This is a genomic window from Treponema primitia ZAS-1, assembly GCF_000297095.1.
Classification (GTDB): Bacteria; Spirochaetota; Spirochaetia; order Treponematales; family Breznakiellaceae; genus Termitinema; species Termitinema primitia_A.
The window spans coordinates 62,478-79,208 of the sequence record NZ_AEEA01000025.1 but is presented as its reverse complement, the minus strand read 5'-3'; the positions used below and the strand labels follow the sequence as shown (position 1 = coordinate 79,208).

The following is a 16,731-nucleotide window of genomic DNA, read 5'->3' as shown; positions in this document are numbered from 1 at the left end:
ATTAAATTAATGTTTATTGTTTAAAGAATTACATATTGACTTGAATTTATCCACCAATTTCACTAGGGTACTGATATCTATGATTCCTCTGCACAAACTTGGACAACTTCCTCGCTCTCAACGCTTACGGAAAATCGGCAAAATTTTCGCCGAGGCTGAATACCGTATGAGCCTGGGAGAACTTCCTTCTACCGATGGGCTGTCCTATTTGGGGAAACTGGCGGAATTGCTCAGCCAGGATGAAGCCCTTTCTCCGGCTGTTATCTCCGCTCTCCGGGCACTTAAGATCGATCCCGAAGCTGAAGAAAAAGAACTTCGCCGTGGGCTCAATACCGTCCGTCACATACTCCTGGCCGAAACGGGTAAACAAACTGCGGACTGGGACTTCATCGACCATGAAGGCCGCCTGGACCCCGCAAAACGACAGCCCTTTCCGGGGATGCGGATCTACCTGGAGGATATCCGCTCTCCCTTCAATGTAGGAGCCATGTTCCGTACCGCCGAATCGTTCGGTGCTGAACGGATCTACCTATCACCGCTCTGCGCCGATCCTACCCACCCCCGGGCGGAGCGAACTGCCATGGGTTGTACGGACATCCTTCCCTGGGAACGGCTTTCCGAGGCCGCCGGCCTGGAAGACCTAGAAGGACCGTTTTTTACCCTGGAAACCGGAGGGACGGAGCTTGGCTCCTTTCATTTCCCCCAACGAGCTATCATGATTGTCGGATCCGAAGAACTAGGGGTGAGCCCTCAAAGTCTGGCCAGGGCGGACAATTCCCTGGGCAGGGTGTCTATTCCCGTCTACGGCGCTAAGGGTTCCCTCAACGTGTCCGTAGCCTTTGGTATAGCCCTTCAAGCCTGGGCTTCCGCTTTAGTATTGCACGAAACATTTTAAATACGTATTCTTAAGCCTATGGATAATAATGCTACTAAAACAAAAAGCAGGCAATTTGCAGTAAAGATTATTCAGCTTTACAAGCACCTCTCAAATAATAAAAAAGAATATGTCCTGTCCGAACAACTCTTACGTTCCGGTACCGGTATCGGGGCGAACCTTGTGGAAGCCGAATGTGCAACCAACAAAAATGAATTTCTAGCAAAAATCCAGGAAGCGCTTCAAAAATGCGCAGAAACCAGGTATTGGCTGGAAATTCTCAGTGAATCCGGTTTTATAACAGAATTTGAATTTAAAAATTGCATTGAGGGTTGTGATGAACTGCGGAAAATCCTGTTCTATACGATAAAGAACCTGAAAGCCGCCCCGGTGTCCCCGGCAAAAAATGTTTCACGTGAAACACAAAAACCTGGCCTATAAATAAATGTTTCACGTGAAACATTTATTCGCTGGCGGATTCTTCGCTAATGGGCTTACAGACATCCACCCATTCTTTGTTTTGGGAATATTCATTAAGTTCGTCCATGGTAAGCTCAATGGCGGAGTTGCTGCTTCCGCAGGCGGGGAATACGGTGGCAAATCTTTTCATAGAAACATCCAAGTAAACCCCTACCCCGGCAGGAAGGCCAAAGGGACAAACCCCTCCAACGGCATGACCAGTAAACTGTAGGGCTTCCTCGGGAGAGAGCATTTTAGCCTTTATACCAAAATGATCTTTGTATTTGCGGTTATCCAGCTTCACATCCCCGGCAACGACAATTACCGTGGCGGCATCCCCCTGTTTAAGGGAAATACTCTTGGCGATCCGGGCAGGAATAACCCCCAGGGCATTGGCCGCCTCTAAAACCGTGGCCGTAGAGGCCTCCATCTCAATAATGTCCTTATCCCTATCCCAGCGCTTTAAATATCCGCGTACCTTCTCAATCGCCATCGGTTTTATCCTCTTTTTTATGATTAGTCGACAGAAAAAATTAAAACCGCTTTCTTACCATCCGGACTTACGGAATAGAGTTCAAGCTTGTTCTGGCTGAACTCCCAACGGTCTATCTTTTCAAGGAAGGTAAAATATTCGGCTTCCCGGAGGCGCTCCGGGGCTATGACCCGGTCACTATGGGTGATATTCACTTGCTTAAGGGAAAGGGATTGGCCTGTGCCCCGTTCATAAGAGGCGGTATAGGTATCCGGCGCCGCCCTGCCGCTTACTTCGGCGCTCGTACTAAAGGTCAGGATAAAAATATCATCCATCCCTTCGGATTTTAGCTTCATACGATCAAAATTAATTGGATCCCGGGAAGATTCCGGAGAATCGATCCTTAATTCCACCAGTTTCCATTCCTTCCCCTGGATTGTATTAAACGAGGCTCCACCAGCACAGGAACCAAGGTAAAAAGCCGCAGCGAATAATAGAGGAACGAACCATCGTTTTTTCATACTAATATATAGAATAATATGTTTATTTATTAAGATCAACGAACATAACGGATGAACGTTATATTTCTTTAGAGGTAAAAACCAAGATTATCGGATCCCCTTCGGGGGTTTCGGAATACAGTTCAAGTTTATCCCGGGTTAATAGCCATTGGTTTACCTGTTCCAGATAGCCATAGTACTCCCGTTCCTGAAGGCCCTCGGGTTCCACAATACTCATCATAAGCGTTCCGGCGATGGGACTTATGGAGATCTCCTGATCATCCCCCAATGTATAGGGGGAAAAGTACCGGTTAGGCGCCCCTTTCCCACTTATCCGTTCTTCATCGATTACCAGAGTAAAGACATCCCCCATTCCGTCAAGTTCCAATTTCTGCCGGTTAATTACGGTTTTACCGGATTCGCTTACAAGCTCGTCCAGTACCCATACTTTTCCTTGTACTTCATCAAAGGAAAGGGAACTTATTTCCAATTTCTCGGCTATCACACCGCTTTTGGTGGCGCAGGCGCTAAAAACCAAAGCTACTACTAAACCCAGGGTTGAGATTCTGAAATAGTCTTTCACCGTACACTCCTTCTTATAGTGTACGAAAAAAATTTGTCAAAGGCAATTATTCCTCTACCGGCGGTTCCTGGTCCTGGGTTTCCGCTTCGTTCGGGACCGGAACATCGGCATCAATAGTAGTACCTTCCTCTTCGGCGTCGTCTTCCTTAACAATCCGGTCTACCCCGACGACAAAGTCGGGTTTGTCGATGCTGAGGATCCGCACACCCTGGGCGCCACGGCCCATCACCCGGATGGAAGCCACTTTCAGCTTGATGGACTTACCCTGGCTGGTGATGCACATAATTTCCTCGTTATCCAGGACATTGACACAACCCACCAGTTCGCCGGTTTTATCGCTGACCGTATAGATACGCTGGCCCCGGGTACCCCTGCCATGGGAAGAGAACTCGCTGAAGTCCACCCGCTTACCATAACCGTATTCCGAAAGGAGGAGCATGGTTTCATCCGCAACTACCCGGAGCAGACCGGTCAGTTCGTCATCGTTGTCCAGCTTCATACCGGAAACTCCCCGGGAGGAGCGACCCATGGCCCGGACAGCATCCTCGTGGGTACGGAGGGCCTGGCCTTTCCGGGAGATGAGGACCACCTCGTCGGCGCCGCCGGTAAGGAGGGCGCTGACCAGTTTATCCCCCTCGTCCAGTCTGATGGCGATAATACCCCGGGTCTTGGCATTGGAGAACTCGCTGGTCTTAACCTTTTTAACTACACCCCGGGCGGTACCCATAAACAGGTACTGCTCGTCGGTGAAGTCCTTAAGGGATACTATGGCGGTAATCTCTTCGTTGGGGGAAACCGTGAGGAGGCTCTTGATGTGGGCGCCCTTACTGGTACGGCTGCCTTCGGGGATCTCGTGGACCTTCATCCAATAGGCTTTCCCGGCGCTGGTGATAAAGGTGATGTATTCATGGGTGGAGGCGACGAAGATCTGCTCCAAAAAGTCGTCTTCGTTAAGCTTGGCGCTGATCATACCCTTTCCGCCCCGTCCCTGGTTCTTATACGCCGTAACGGGAACCCGTTTGACGTACCCAAGGTTGGAAATGAGGATCATCATCTCCTCTTTCTTGATCAGGTCCTCAATGTTGATATTCTCCACTTCCCCGTGGACAATTTCTGTACGCCGCTTATCACCATAGCGTTCGGATATGCTCCGGGTTTCGTCCTTGATTACCCCCCGGAGCTTGGTTGAATCTTCCAGGAGGGATTTGAAGTAGGCAATCTGGACTTTAAGTTCCGCCAGTTCCTGCTCGAGCTTTTCAATTTCCAGGCTGGTGAGCCGCCCAAGACGCATATCCACGATGGCCTGGGATTGGACCTCGGAGAGTGAAAAACGTTCCTGCAGTTTGGCCTTGGCGGTATTAATATCCCGGGAAGCCTTGATAATGGCCACCACTTCGTCGATGTTCGCCAGGGCGATAACCAGGCCGGCCAGGATATGGGCCCGTTCCTCCGCTTTACGCAGATCGTACTGGGTCCGGCGGGTAACCACATCCACCCGGTGTTCTACAAAGTAGTGGATAAGTTCCTTGAGGTTGAGACAGAGGGGCTTCCCATTAACCAGGGCCAGGTTGATGATCCCAAAGGTGGTCTGGAGCTGGGTATTGGAAAAGAGCTGGTTTAACACAACCTTGAGGATCGCCCCTTTCTTGAGCTCAATCACCACCCGGATACCGTCCCGGTCCGATTCATCATTAAATGAGGAGATCCCGTCGATAACCTTGTCCCGGACGAGGATGCCGATACGCTCCAGCAATACTTTTTTATTTACCGTGTAAGGAACTTCGTTGAATATGATCTGCTCTTTACCGTTCTTGGTGGTCTCCACGGCAAAGCGGCCCCGGACCAGGATCTTACCCCGGCCGGTCTTGTAGGCCTCCCTGATGCCCCGGCGGCCAAAGATGATACCCCCGGTAGGGAAATCCGGCCCGGTGACGTACTTCATCAGCTCTTCTATGGTGATTTCCGGGTTATCGATATAGGCGCAGACCGCATCGCAGACTTCCACCAGGTTGTGGGGGGCCATGTTGGTGGCCATACCGACGGCGATACCGCTGGACCCGTTGATCAGCAGGTTCGGAACTGCGGCGGGAAGTACCAGCGGCTCGGTGAGGGACTCATCGTAGTTGGGACCAAAGTCTACGGTTTCCTTGTGCAGGTCCTGGAGCATCTCGTCGCCGATACGGGAAAGCTTGGCCTCGGTGTACCGGGAGGCTGCCGCAGGGTCGCCGTCCATGGAGCCGAAGTTACCCTGACCATGGACCACGGGGTAGCGCAGGGAAAAGTCCTGGGCCATACGGACCATGGCGTCGTAGAGGGAAGCATCCCCGTGGGGGTGATACTTTCCCATAGCATCCCCGACGATACGGGCGCTCTTTTTGGTAGCAGACCCTGGTCGCAGCCCCAGTTCGTCCATGGCGTAGAGCAGCCGGCGGTGTACCGGTTTAAGGCCGTCCCGCACATCAGGCAAGGCCCGGGCTACAATAACCGACATGGCATACGTAAGGTAGTCGGTTTTAACTTCGTCTTCTATCGCAACGGGGATTATTCTCCCGGTTACCACCGGACTTTTATCATCTTGGGAAGCCATCTATATTCCTTCTGCTAACGGATATTCAATTAAATTTACTTAATTATATACTTTTTTGAGAAAAAGGTCACTATGAAGAAGCGGCGGCCCGGGGAAAAAGCCTTTAGTCCAGCATACCTTCCCGCATCCGGCGTTTCCGCTCGTACATGGCCCGGTCTGCGTCAAGGATTATCATTTCCATATCCGTAAGCTGCAGATTGTCCACCCGAAAACCGGCGGCAAAACTGATGCGTTCCAGTTTGCTTTCCTGCTTTTGATTGTATTCGGCGACAATGGCGTCCAACCGCGCAAGATAATCCACCGCCTGGGCATTATCGGTATTGTCAAAAACTGCCAAAAATTCGTCGCCGCCGTAACGGCCCGCGAAACCTTTTTTTTCCTCTGCCCAGGTTTTTAAGGATTCTCCAAACCCTCTAATGATCCGGTCTCCCGCCTGGTGCCCCAGCTTATCGTTAACCACCTTAAGATTGTTCATGTCGAACATAAATACCGTAAGGTTTTCCACCGGTTTGTTCCGGTCATGTTCCAGGCATACCTGTTCACAGCGGGTCCGGTTAGGAAGCCCGGTGAGCGTATCGAGATAGGCAATACGACTGACCGCAGACATACGGATAACATAGATAAGCCCTACCCCCAGAATAATTATAAAAAATAGGGTAAACCCTACAAGGATATTCCGGGATCTATTTACCTGGGTTTCGGAATAGCTTTCGGCTTTAAAAACCGTATCGTTGGCAAGATCAAAATAAAGCTGGCTCTGATCGTACAATTCCTGATCATCCCCGCCGTTGCGGACGATCTGAATCTGCTCCTTTAAAAGGTTCCAGCTTTTCCGTACCTCCGCCATGTTGTTTTGAAAATCCTCGCCGGGTATACGGACCAGGTTGTTTACCGGCCCTCCGGTGATCAGCTCGTCCACAATGGTATCCAGTCGCTTCTGCAATTTATCATCGCTCTCACGCCGCAGTTCTTCCTTAACCAGCCGCTGGGTGGCGCCCCGGACTATGCCGACATAATTCACTACCCGGGCGTTTCCCGCCTGCTGTTGGATAGATCGCAGGGACATAAGACTTACCGCGGAAAACATAAGCACCGCAAATAGGATAAACCAAAATTCTATTTTTATCGCCCTCTTTTTCACCGTATTCTCCCTTAAAAATAGTAATGGTGGATCACTTTGCTTTTACTAAGAAGTCATAAAGCAGTTTTTTAATGGCGTCGATATCAATAGGTTTCGCCGTATGTCCGTTCATTCCGGCGGCAAGAGCCTTGTCTATATCCTCCCGGTAGGCGTTTGCCGATAAGGCTATAATGGGAATAGCCGCCGCATCGTTCCGGTCCATGGTACGAATTATCCGGGTTGCTTCATATCCATCCATAACCGGCATGTGGATGTCCATAAAGATAAGGTCAAAAAACCCGCTTTGGGCGGCAGAAAAAATATCTACCGCTATTTTTCCATTTTCCGCTTCGGTAAATTCCACATGGGTCTCGGAAAGAAGTTCCATCAGGACGATGCGGTTTATTTCCACATCCTCCGCAAGGAGTATATGTTTACCCGTCAAATCCAGTTCAGTGATTTCCATGTCCGTATCCGGTTCCGCCTGCTTTGTTTCCGCCTTTTCCAGGGTAAGGGAAAAGCGGAAGGTAGTTCCCTCGTCCACCTTGCTTTCCACGGAGATTTGTCCGCCCATCAGGTTCACCAGGTTCTGGCTGATAGCAAGGCCCAGGCCGGTTCCGCCGAAACGCCCGGCAATGCTGCTGTCCGCCTGCTGAAAGGCGTTAAAGAGCTTATTCTGCTGTTCCGGTGTCATACCGATGCCGTCATCGGACACGGAAAATTCCAGGGTGATGGACGAGTCGGTTTCCAGCTTTCGGGAAATAAACAGGCTAATCCGGCCCTCCTTGGGGGTAAATTTTACGGCGTTGCCCAACAGGTTGATGAGGATCTGCTTAATCCGCAGTTTATCTCCCCACACATTGAGGGTCTCAAAATCTTCGGCGTTAACTTTAAAATGAATCTGTTTTTCTTTGCAGCGCGGGTCATTTATAATGTAAATTTCTTCCAGGGCTTCCTTAATGTTAAAGGGCTCGGAGGCGACTTCAAATTTGCCGCTTTCAATCTTGGAGATATCCAGAATATTGTTAATCAGATCCAAAAGGTGAGCGGAAGCGGCGCTGACCTGATCGATGGAAGCCGCAGCTTTTACCGGATTTTCTATGGATTTCCGTGCAATTTTAGTCATGCCGATGATGGCGTTCAGGGGAGTGCGGATTTCGTGGCTCATCCGGGAAAGGAAATCGCTTTTTGCCTTAGACGCTTCCTGGGCATCCAGCTCGGCGGCCCGGCGGGCGGTAATATCCCGGGCGATACTCAGCACCGCCCCGGTTTCTCCCCGGTATATTACCGGGGTCTTGATGGTCTCGAACAGGCGCCTTGTTTTGTAATAGGGGGAATACAGTTCCTCCTCAATGCTGATAGTTTCTTTAGAAACAAGTACCTCGTTTTCTTTTTCCCGGTATTTTAAAAAATTATCCAAATCCTTGACAAATAGTTCGGTGTCCAGCGCCCCTTCCACCTCATCATGGGCCAAATTCAGAAACCGTTCAAAACTTTTATTTGAAAGGGTGATCCGCCCTTCAGGGTTCTTAATACAAATCAAATCGGGAATCACCGAAAAGACGGCATCCGAGGCCAGGACTTTCTGTTCCAGCTCTTTGATCCGTTCTTTAAACAATTTATCCAGATTTTTGCTTAGACGAATTTTCTTTTGTAACAGAATAAACAAAATTATTACTGCCGTAAAAAGGAGAATACAAAGAACCAACAGTAGGACTAACAAAGCATAAACCTCCAAGGCAAAATGCGGAGTATTTTGTCAAACGTCCAGATTCGCTACCAGCAGCGCGTTCTCCTCAATAAATTCCCGGCGGGGCTGCACCACTTCACCCATGAGGGTGGTGAAAATCCGTTCCGCTTCTACGGCATCGTCCAGGTGGATCTGGATGATGTTACGCTGGGCGGGGTCCATGGTGGTATCCCAGAGCTGATCGGGGTTCATTTCACCTAAGCCCTTGTAGCGCTGGATGGCGACCTTTTCCGGGTCCCGTCCGGATTCCGCCAGAAGCCGGTCTTTCTCTTCATCGTCGTAGGCGTAAAAAGTCTTTTTCTCGTAATTAACCTTATAGAGAGGCGGCATGGCCAGGTATACATGACCCCGTTCAATAAGCGCGGTCATGTAGCGGTAAAAGAACGTAAGCAGCAGGGTACGGATATGGGAACCGTCCACGTCGGCATCGGCCATGATGACAATTTTATGATACCGTATTTTGGCGATATCGAATTCAACGCCGCAGCCCGCGCCTATGCTGGCGATAATGGGCTGGAGCTTTTCGTTGGTCACCACCTTTTCGATCCGGGTTTTCTCTACGTTGAGCATCTTGCCGAACAGGGAAAGTATGGCTTGGAACTGACGGTTTCGGCCCATCTTCGCGGAGCCTCCGGCAGAATCGCCCTCTACAATGAAAAGCTCGCAAAGGGATGGGTCCTTTTCGGAACAGTCCGCCAGCTTTCCCGGAAGGCCGGCGCTGTCCATGGCGTTTTTCCGGCGGGTCGCATCCCGGGCCTGCCGGGCGGCGATCCGGGCTTTGGCGGCAAGGATCGATTTTTCCAGAATATTCCCAATTACATCGGGATGCTGGTCCAGGTACAACTCCAGCTGCTCGTTCACCAGGGATTCCACAATGCCCTTAACCTCGGAATTTCCCAATTTTCCCTTGGTCTGTCCCTCAAATTGGGGATTGGGTACCTTGGTGGAAAGTACTGCGGTAAGTCCTTCCCGGACATCGTCCCCGGAAAGGGATTCTTCCAGTTTTTTGGCATGTTTAGATTTTTTCAGATATTCGTTCAAGGTTCGGGTTAAGGCGGATTTAAAACCCACCAGATGGGTTCCCCCTTCCCGGGTGTTGATGTCGTTTACGAAGGAGAACATGATTTCGTTATACCCATCGTTATACTGGATGGCGCATTCCACCTCGACCCCATCCCGGCTGCCCTCAATAAAGATCGGCTCCCGGTAAAGAACGTTCTTGTTTTCGTTAAGGTAATCCACAAAGCTCTTAACCCCACCATCAAACTTGAATTCGTGGTCCTTGGGGGTGGAGAGGCGTTCATCCCGGATGGTTATCTTTAAGCCCTTGTTGAGGAAGGCCAGTTCCCGCAGCCGGTTGGAGAGGGCGTCGAAGTTATAGGTGGTGGTCTCGAAAATAGAGGTGTCCGCTTTGAAACGGACCACCGTACCGCGCCGGTCCGTGGTTCCCGCCTCGTGGGTAGGCGCATCGGGCACACCGATCTGATAGCGCTGGGTATGGATCTTACCGTCTATGTGCACAAAGGCTTCACACCATTCGGACAGGGCATTTACCACGGAAACACCGACCCCATGGAGGCCGCCGGAAACTTTATAGGAGTTTTTGTCGAACTTGCCCCCCGCATGGAGCCGGGTCATAACCAGTTCCAGGGCGCTGACTCCTTCCCCGGGGTGGATGTCCACCGGGATACCCCGGCCATTGTCCTCCACCCGGACCACATCGTTGCCCTCAAGGACCACTAAAATATCGTCGCAGAAACCCTTACCGGTTTCCGGATTTATGGCCATGGCCTCGTCAATCGAATTATCTACTACCTCGAACACGAGATGATGAAGACCGTCAATGCCGGTGGTCCCGATATACATGCCGGGCCGCTTCCGCACTGCCTCAAGGCCCTTTAACACCTGAATATTTTGGGCCGAATATGTTGAACTCATACCATAGTATATTTCATCTTGAACAAAAAAGTAAAGATAAGGTAAAATGACCCTCGCTGTGAATAACTTGTGCATGAATTGCTCATAATGTATGGAAATTTGAATGAAAAAAAGAAGTATTTTTCAGTTTTTCTGTAAGTAGTATTTTTATTTTGGTTAATTATTTATAATACAATGAATTATGTCTATTTTACTATTCATGTATTAAGGTAATCATTACTGTTTTTATTTGTATATCTTTTTTTAGGTTTTGGATATATAATCAGCCATTGTTGATAATGTGTTGATAATTTTTATAAAAGGTGAACCATGGCTGCCGGGGATTACGATATAATCTGGAAAGAAACAATGAATCAGATCCGGGAAGAGCTGGGGGAACAGGAATTTACCATGTGGTTCAACCTGGAATACCTGGATGCCTCGGAAAATGAACTGACCATCGGAGTTCCCTCTACATTCTATCAGGATCAGGTACGGCAGCGCTATCAACTCTACATTGAGGGTAAAATACGTGACCTTATCGGTAAAAATTTAACGATTAATTTTATTGTAAATGCCCGGCCAAAGGAAGAAAGTCCCGCCATGCCAATCGGCGGAGAAAAACGTACCGCAGTCAGTTCTGCAAAGCCGGTCCCAGGTACGGAAACTAAAAAACGCCACTCCCAGCTTAGGGAAGACTATACATTTGATACCTATATAATAGGGGATAACAACCACTTTGCCGCAAATGCCGCCCAGGCTGTTGCCCTGAATCCCGGAACCACATCCTATAATCCCCTGCTTATATACGGCGGCGTAGGATTAGGAAAAACCCACCTGATGCAGGCCATTGGGAATGAAATCCATAAGGGGTCTGAGAGTAAGATCATTTATATAACCGCAGAGACCTTTACCAATGAGTTTATCCAGGCCGTTAGGGAGAATAAAACAGCGAGTTTCAAAAACAAGTATCGGTTTGTGGATGTTCTATTAATTGACGATATTCATTTTCTTCAGAAAAAAATAGAAACCCAGGAAGAACTTTTTCATACCTTCAATGCCCTGTACGATGCAAATAAACAGATAGTATTTACCTGTGACCGGCCGGTCACGGAGCTTAAAGATTTTAGTGACCGGCTCCAAAGCCGGGTAGGACGGGGTCTTAACGTGGACCTTCAGCCCCCGAAATACGAGACCCGGTTTGCCATTTTAAAGAAAAAAATAGAAACCCATAAAATCACTATTCCCGATGAGGTTATCGAGCTGATAAGCCGGAACGTTTCAACCAACATCCGGGATCTGGAATCCGCCATGAATAAGCTTGTGGCTTATACGGACATTATAAAAAAACCGGTTACCCTGGAAATTGCCCAGGAACAGCTGCGGGATAATTTTACGTCCCCAAAACAGTCCAATTTATCTATTGAAATAATTCAACGGGAAGTGGCGGATTACTACCGATTGTCCCTTATCGATCTTAAGGGTAAAAAACGAACCCAAAGCATTGTTTTCCCCCGGCAGCTTGCCATGTATATAGCCAGGAAGCTTACCGACTATTCTACCATCGAGATAGGACAGTCCTTTGGCGGTCGGGATCATGCCACGGTAATTCATTCATGCGACAAAATAGAGGGAATGATCCGGGCGGATCCTAAGGTGGATTCGGAAATACAAAATATTATGCGGTCCATAAAAACCCATGGCGTAAAGAACTAATAAGATGTTATTATATGGAGTATAGGATGTGAATTATTATGGCAGCAGTGGAAACTGTGGATAAAAGGGATACCTTATTAAGAAAATATGGTGGTTTTAATTCTTTATATTATAAAGAATTATCTATGTTTTCAACATAAAAGCATCCCCTACTACCACTACTACTATTATATATACATATATAGGAGATAGAGATATATGAAGTTTACCTGTGAAAAAAGTGTACTTCTCAAAGAAATTACCATAGCCCAGGAAATTATATCATCCAAGAATGCAATTTCCATTCTTTCAAATATTTACCTGGAAGCAGAAAATGATTCCCTTATTATTAAGGCTACGGATATAAAGGTTAATTTTGAAACCAGGGTTCCGGTGACGGTTTTGGAAGAGGGATCTACCACGGTATTTGGGGATAAATTTCTTGGAATTATCAATTCCATACCCGATGGGGAATTGGAATTTGATCAGAGCGATACGAAGATAATTATCAAACCAACCCTTAAAAAGGCAAGATTCCAGCTAAAAAGTATTGCATCGGATAAATTCCCCGAATTTCCCGTACCAAGTACTAATGACCTTTTTGAATTGCCGGTAAAAGAATTTAAAGAAATGATTTTACAGACCGTTTTTGCGGTTTCCGATGATGAAACCCGTTATTTTATGAACGGGGTGTTTTTTGAAAAGCAGGGCGAAAAGCTTATCATGGTGGCTACCGATGGCAGGCGGCTTGCGTATATCGATAAAGCGGTAGGGGCGAATATAAAGGATTTTGCCGGTATCATAGTGCCTCCGAAAATTCTCAATATCATTATGAAAAGGGCCGGGGATGAGGGGCTTGTGGCAATATCCATAACGGACAAAATTATTTTTATCAAATTTGGTTCCTACCAGCTCTCTTCGGTGTTGATTGAAGGGCAGTTTCCAAATTATCACCGGGTTATTCCGGAAAGTCAGAGTCATTCCTTTTCTATGAACCGGTTTGAAGTGTTGGATGCCCTTAGGCGTGTATCCCTTCTGGTAGAACAGAAGTCCCGGCGTGTATACCTTGGTGTTGCACCCGGGGTTATAACTATTTCTTCTGAAGAAAGTGATATAGGTACCGCGAAGGAAGAGATACCCTGCAAGTACGATGGAGAGGAGATTTCCATCGCCCTTAATTACCGGTACATCGAAGAACCGCTGAAGGTTATGTCCGAGGATGAAATCAGTATCCACTTTACGGAGCCGAATAAGGTAATAACCATAAAGCCGGTACCGGAAAAGGATTATTTCCATATCCTTATGCCCATGCAGCTCGATTAATCTTGGCTTTTAAAACCCTAAGAACCGCTTCTTTCCGGAACCTTTCGGATACGGAAGTTGATATCCGGGCAAAGGATATCTTCTTAGTTGGGGAAAACGGCCAGGGCAAAACAAATTTTCTTGAAGCCCTTTATTTTTGTTCCTACGCCGCTTCTTTCCGAGGGGTTCGGGACGGAGAGGTAACTCGTAACGGAGAAAAGGACTTTTCCGCAGAGGTAAAACTTTCCGATTCCCTCTATGAAAATATTTTAGTCAAGTTTGAGAAGGGAAAAAAAATCGTACTTATTGATGGAAAACAGGCGGAAGACCGGAAAGAACTTTTGGAAATAAGTCCCTGTATTGTATTTTGCCATGAGGATATGGAATTTGTCGCCGGAACCCCGGAACGGCGGCGTTGGTTTTTTGACCAAAATCAAAGTCTCTACGATCCGGTTTACCTGGACGATCTCCGGCGCTACCGGAAGGTACTAAAAAGTCGTAATGCCGTACTGAGGGATGGTCAGGATACATCTATACTGGATGCCCTGGATCCCCAGCTTGCGACCTATGGATTAAGGCTTATGGAAAAACGGGAAGAATCCGCCCGGCGCTTTTCTGAAACCTTTGGACCCCTCTATGAAACCGTGGCCGGTATAGGGGGCATAGCCGTCCGGTATACCCCTTCCTGGAAAGCTTCGACCCCGGGGGCCGCTATGGCCTTCCTGGAAGAGCGCAGGGAGGCGGACCTTTCCGCAGGAATCTCCCTTTCCGGCCCCCACCGGGACCGGTACAGTTTTACCCGTACCGGCGCCGACTTTTCCGCCAAGGCATCCACGGGTCAGCGGCGGCTTCTGGCCTTGCTCCTACGTATAGCCCAGGCCTGCCGTTTTTCCGAGATGACCGGCCGCAACCCGGTACTGCTCCTGGACGATGTGCTCCTGGAGCTGGACCCGGAAAAGCGGCGGCGGCTCCTGGAAGTGATGCCCGGGTATGATCAGGCCTTTTACACCTTTCTCCCCGAAGAGCCCTACGAGCGGTACCGTAAATCCGATACCCTGGTATATACTGTACAGGGTGGGCAAGTATTTGCCCAAAACGCGGACCGGGGGGACCCATGAAAAAAGCAGGGGATTTGCTTTCAGCATTTCTTGATGAACGGGTGCTTAATACTGCCCGGGGATATTCGGAATTGTTTTCATCCTGGCAATCCATTGCGGGGGACAAGCTTGCCGCCCATTCCCGGATCCGGGAGCTGGAACATTCCGTTCTTTTAATAGAGGCGGATCATCCCGGATGGATACAGATCCTGCAAACCAGGGAAAAGGATCTTCTGGATGCCCTGCGCCGCCGTTTTCCGGACCAGAATATTACGGGTATTTCCTTCAGGCTAAGCCGGGATCCGCCGGTACTTCCAGCGCAGCTTCCTGTAGTGTCTCAGCCGCTTAGTAACGCTGTGTCGGAACCGCCTAGTACCGATAAAGAAGCTCCGGCGGAACCGAATATTGCCAGCGGAGATCCCTACGAAAAAATAAGCGATGAGCATTTTAGGGAGACCCTTAAACGGCTGGAAGAGAGTATTGCTGCAAAAAACGAAGGCTATAAAAAGAACGGGAAGTAAAATTAGCATGGGCAACAGAATAACCGGTTACCTTGGTACATATAGCGAAGAAATATACGCCTTTACCCTGGATATGGAAGAGGGCAGGATTGAAGATATCCGCATCGCTGCGGAAAGTCCTAAGCCGTCATTTCTAACCGTGGCGCCGTCGAAAAAATATCTCTATGCGATAAACGAGTTGGGTAAAGATGAGGGCGGCGGCATGGTGAGCGCCTTTAAGCGGGATCCCCTGTCCGGGAAACTGGCGCGGTTAAATCAGGTTCCCAGTGAAGGTTTTTTCCCCTGCCATGTGGTGATAAATGACCGGGAAACCCATGCGGTGGTTTCCAATTATGCCAGCGGTACCCTCGCGGTACTGCCCCTGGGACCGGATGGCGTCCTGGGCAAGGCGGTCCAGGTTATCACGCTTTCCGGCGCCGGCCCTAATACGGAACGGCAGGAAGGGCCCCACGCGCATTCTTTTTTGTTTGATCGAAGCTTTACTAGGGGCTTTGCCTTTGACCTGGGTACCGATCGGCTCATGGCCTATTCCTTTGATCCTTTTGCAGATCTGCCCTTAACCGCGGCGGCAATTCCCTGGTTCAACGTCAACCCCGGCGCCGGCCCCCGGCACGGGATTTTTGATCCCACCGGGACCCATGGTTATAGTATAAACGAATTGGCTTCCACCGTGGATGTACTAAAATATAACCAATCAACGGGAATTTTCGAAGAACTGCAAAATATATCGGCCCTGCCTGAGGGGATCGCCGGATTAAACAGTATCGCTGCGGCAATAAAAATCAGTCCCGATGGAAATTTTGTTTATACCTCCAACCGGGGTCATGATAGTATTGCTGTTTTTAAGCGGGATGCCGCATCCGGCGCCCTAACCCTTACGGGCTGTATTCCTTCGGGGGGCAAAACTCCCCGGGATTTTTCCATCGATCCATCGGGAAATTTTCTTTTAGTCTGTAATCAGGATTCAAATACCATGGCGGTGTTCCGTATTAACCGGGCTACCGGGGATCTTGTAAAATTATTTGCGTACCCGGTTCCCACTCCGGTGTGTGTTATTTTTTCTTAGAGGATAGTTTCCAGTTCCCGCTCAACCTCGTCCAGGCGTTTGGTCAGGGAATTGATGGTTCGCTCTAGCCGGAGCTTTTCCTTTTCCAGCCTATCCCGGGGATCCTCTTCCTGGGGCTTTTTCATGGTCTCCCGTTTTACAGCGTCCGGGCTTTTTCCTCCAAGAAGCGATTTTTCCGCAGCCGCCCGGTTATCGTCATTTTTGATTCCCGCAAGAAAGCGCATATTATCGGAACCCAGGGATGGGTCAAGGTCATACTCAAACATTTTCATGGACATCTTGGCCGCCAAGCGGGGGATGCAGAGAACCCGGTCTATATAATCCTCGAACCGGGCGCCGATACTGTCGCAGAGCTCGCCGGCCTTGAGGAGCAGCATACCTAATTCCTTAACCAGGCTGCCGTTTTGCAAAAGGTACTTTTTCCGAATGGTTTCGGTCAGTTCCGCCAGTTCCGGTGATTCGGTAAACACATTTTTGTAAACACCCTTGGCCTCGGCCTTTTCCAGGAGATCGTGGAGTATGCCCCAAAATTCCGTGGTATGGGAGCGGGAGGGAAGTTTGCCGCCCAGGGAACAGGCGTGGAGATGGTGGGCGTATTCATGGATGGCGGTATACAGGAGCAGATTATCATCCTCAAAATTGTGGTTATGGATGATGATCTCCCGGGTATCCGGTTTGTAAAGGCCGTTTACCTTTTTACTTTTTTTACCGGAAAAGATGAGGGTAAACTCCATGGGGGCGTCTTCTATCGAAAGAAGGATAGTCCTAACCTGATCTTGATTCATAAA

15 protein-coding genes are annotated in these 16,731 nt (G+C 49.0%); 7 read left to right on the top strand and 8 right to left on the bottom strand.

From position 1 onward, the window contains the following. The first annotated feature begins 166 nt into the window (after positions 1–166). Together TPRIMZ1_RS0103570 and TPRIMZ1_RS0103565 are read left to right on the top strand one after the other, a co-directional pair. Entirely contained in the window at positions 167–895 is a 729-nt protein-coding gene (locus tag TPRIMZ1_RS0103570; protein ID WP_010254764.1) for a TrmH family RNA methyltransferase, read from the top strand. An 18-nt stretch (positions 896–913) separates the two neighbouring features. Further along, positions 914–1,315: a four helix bundle protein gene (locus TPRIMZ1_RS0103565; protein ID WP_010254763.1), complete on the top strand. Its 402-nt coding sequence runs from the start codon at positions 914–916 to the stop codon at positions 1,313–1,315. A 22-nt stretch (positions 1,316–1,337) separates the two neighbouring features. Here TPRIMZ1_RS0103565 and TPRIMZ1_RS0103560 read toward each other — a convergent pair whose 3' ends face one another. The 7 genes from TPRIMZ1_RS0103560 to gyrB form a co-directional block, all read right to left on the bottom strand. Beyond that, positions 1,338–1,826, bottom strand: a complete 489-nt coding sequence (locus tag TPRIMZ1_RS0103560; protein WP_010254761.1) for a YbaK/EbsC family protein — start codon at positions 1,824–1,826, stop codon at positions 1,338–1,340. Between the two features lie 23 nt (positions 1,827–1,849). Beyond that, a complete protein-coding gene (locus tag TPRIMZ1_RS18370) occupies positions 1,850–2,326 on the bottom strand; it encodes an META domain-containing protein (RefSeq protein ID WP_026043492.1) in 477 nt (158 codons plus the stop codon). A 58-nt stretch (positions 2,327–2,384) separates the two neighbouring features. Continuing rightward, on the bottom strand, positions 2,385–2,888 hold the full coding sequence (locus TPRIMZ1_RS0103550) for an META domain-containing protein (RefSeq protein WP_010254759.1): 504 nt from the start codon (positions 2,886–2,888) through the stop codon (positions 2,385–2,387). Positions 2,889–2,934: 46 nt separating this feature from the next. Then, the gene (gene gyrA, locus TPRIMZ1_RS0103545; protein WP_010254758.1) at positions 2,935–5,475 is read right to left on the bottom strand and encodes a DNA topoisomerase (ATP-hydrolyzing) subunit A; all 2,541 of its coding nucleotides are present in this window, start codon (positions 5,473–5,475) and stop codon (positions 2,935–2,937) included. 103 nt (positions 5,476–5,578) lie between these two features. Continuing rightward, positions 5,579–6,616 (bottom strand): GGDEF domain-containing protein, encoded by a 1,038-nt coding sequence (locus tag TPRIMZ1_RS0103540; protein WP_010254757.1) that lies wholly within the window; start codon positions 6,614–6,616, stop codon positions 5,579–5,581. 31 nt (positions 6,617–6,647) lie between these two features. Next, the gene (locus TPRIMZ1_RS0103535; protein ID WP_232616730.1) at positions 6,648–8,264 is read right to left on the bottom strand and encodes an ATP-binding protein; all 1,617 of its coding nucleotides are present in this window, start codon (positions 8,262–8,264) and stop codon (positions 6,648–6,650) included. Between the two features lie 90 nt (positions 8,265–8,354). Further along, a complete protein-coding gene (gene gyrB / locus TPRIMZ1_RS0103530; RefSeq protein ID WP_010254755.1) occupies positions 8,355–10,283 on the bottom strand; it encodes a DNA topoisomerase (ATP-hydrolyzing) subunit B in 1,929 nt (642 codons plus the stop codon). Positions 10,284–10,592: 309 nt separating this feature from the next. On the opposite strand from gyrB, the gene dnaA reads away from it, so the two are divergent. From dnaA to TPRIMZ1_RS0103505, 5 genes are all read left to right on the top strand, one after another. Beyond that, the gene (gene dnaA, locus TPRIMZ1_RS0103525; protein WP_010254753.1) at positions 10,593–11,978 is read left to right on the top strand and encodes a chromosomal replication initiator protein DnaA; all 1,386 of its coding nucleotides are present in this window, start codon (positions 10,593–10,595) and stop codon (positions 11,976–11,978) included. Positions 11,979–12,176: 198 nt separating this feature from the next. Continuing rightward, positions 12,177–13,280, top strand: a complete 1,104-nt coding sequence (gene dnaN, locus TPRIMZ1_RS0103520) for a DNA polymerase III subunit beta (protein ID WP_010254751.1) — start codon at positions 12,177–12,179, stop codon at positions 13,278–13,280. A gap of 2 nt (positions 13,281–13,282) precedes the next feature. After that, the gene (gene recF, locus TPRIMZ1_RS0103515; RefSeq protein ID WP_010254748.1) at positions 13,283–14,377 is read left to right on the top strand and encodes a DNA replication/repair protein RecF; all 1,095 of its coding nucleotides are present in this window, start codon (positions 13,283–13,285) and stop codon (positions 14,375–14,377) included. Then, positions 14,374–14,877: a DUF721 domain-containing protein gene (locus TPRIMZ1_RS0103510; RefSeq protein ID WP_010254746.1), complete on the top strand. Its 504-nt coding sequence runs from the start codon at positions 14,374–14,376 to the stop codon at positions 14,875–14,877. Before recF ends, TPRIMZ1_RS0103510 begins: the two co-directional genes overlap by 4 nt. A gap of 7 nt (positions 14,878–14,884) precedes the next feature. Next, positions 14,885–15,943, top strand: coding sequence for a lactonase family protein (locus TPRIMZ1_RS0103505; protein WP_010254745.1), 1,059 nt, complete (start codon positions 14,885–14,887; stop codon positions 15,941–15,943). Here the strand turns inward: TPRIMZ1_RS0103505 and TPRIMZ1_RS0103500 are convergent. Continuing rightward, entirely contained in the window at positions 15,940–16,728 is a 789-nt protein-coding gene (locus TPRIMZ1_RS0103500; RefSeq protein ID WP_010254742.1) for a hypothetical protein, read from the bottom strand. The two genes, TPRIMZ1_RS0103505 and TPRIMZ1_RS0103500, sit on opposite strands and share 4 nt — an antisense overlap. Positions 16,729–16,731: the final 3 nt, after the last annotated feature.

Bases quoted from the DNA above. Each gene is read 5' to 3' on its own strand.
- TPRIMZ1_RS0103570 (WP_010254764.1), top strand. From the start codon at position 167: ATGAGCCTGGGAGAACTTCCTTCTACCGATGGGCTGTCCTATTTGGGG.
- TPRIMZ1_RS0103565 (WP_010254763.1), top strand. From the start codon at position 914: ATGGATAATAATGCTACTAAAACAAAAAGCAGGCAATTTGCAGTAAAG.
- TPRIMZ1_RS0103560 (WP_010254761.1), bottom strand. From the start codon at position 1,826: ATGGCGATTGAGAAGGTACGCGGATATTTAAAGCGCTGGGATAGGGAT.
- TPRIMZ1_RS18370 (WP_026043492.1), bottom strand. From the start codon at position 2,326: ATGAAAAAACGATGGTTCGTTCCTCTATTATTCGCTGCGGCTTTTTAC.
- gyrA (WP_010254758.1), bottom strand. From the start codon at position 5,475: ATGGCTTCCCAAGATGATAAAAGTCCGGTGGTAACCGGGAGAATAATC.
- gyrB (WP_010254755.1), bottom strand. From the start codon at position 10,283: ATGAGTTCAACATATTCGGCCCAAAATATTCAGGTGTTAAAGGGCCTT.
- dnaA (WP_010254753.1), top strand. From the start codon at position 10,593: ATGGCTGCCGGGGATTACGATATAATCTGGAAAGAAACAATGAATCAG.
- dnaN (WP_010254751.1), top strand. From the start codon at position 12,177: ATGAAGTTTACCTGTGAAAAAAGTGTACTTCTCAAAGAAATTACCATA.
- TPRIMZ1_RS0103510 (WP_010254746.1), top strand. From the start codon at position 14,374: ATGAAAAAAGCAGGGGATTTGCTTTCAGCATTTCTTGATGAACGGGTG.
- TPRIMZ1_RS0103505 (WP_010254745.1), top strand. From the start codon at position 14,885: ATGGGCAACAGAATAACCGGTTACCTTGGTACATATAGCGAAGAAATA.
- TPRIMZ1_RS0103500 (WP_010254742.1), bottom strand. From the start codon at position 16,728: ATGAATCAAGATCAGGTTAGGACTATCCTTCTTTCGATAGAAGACGCC.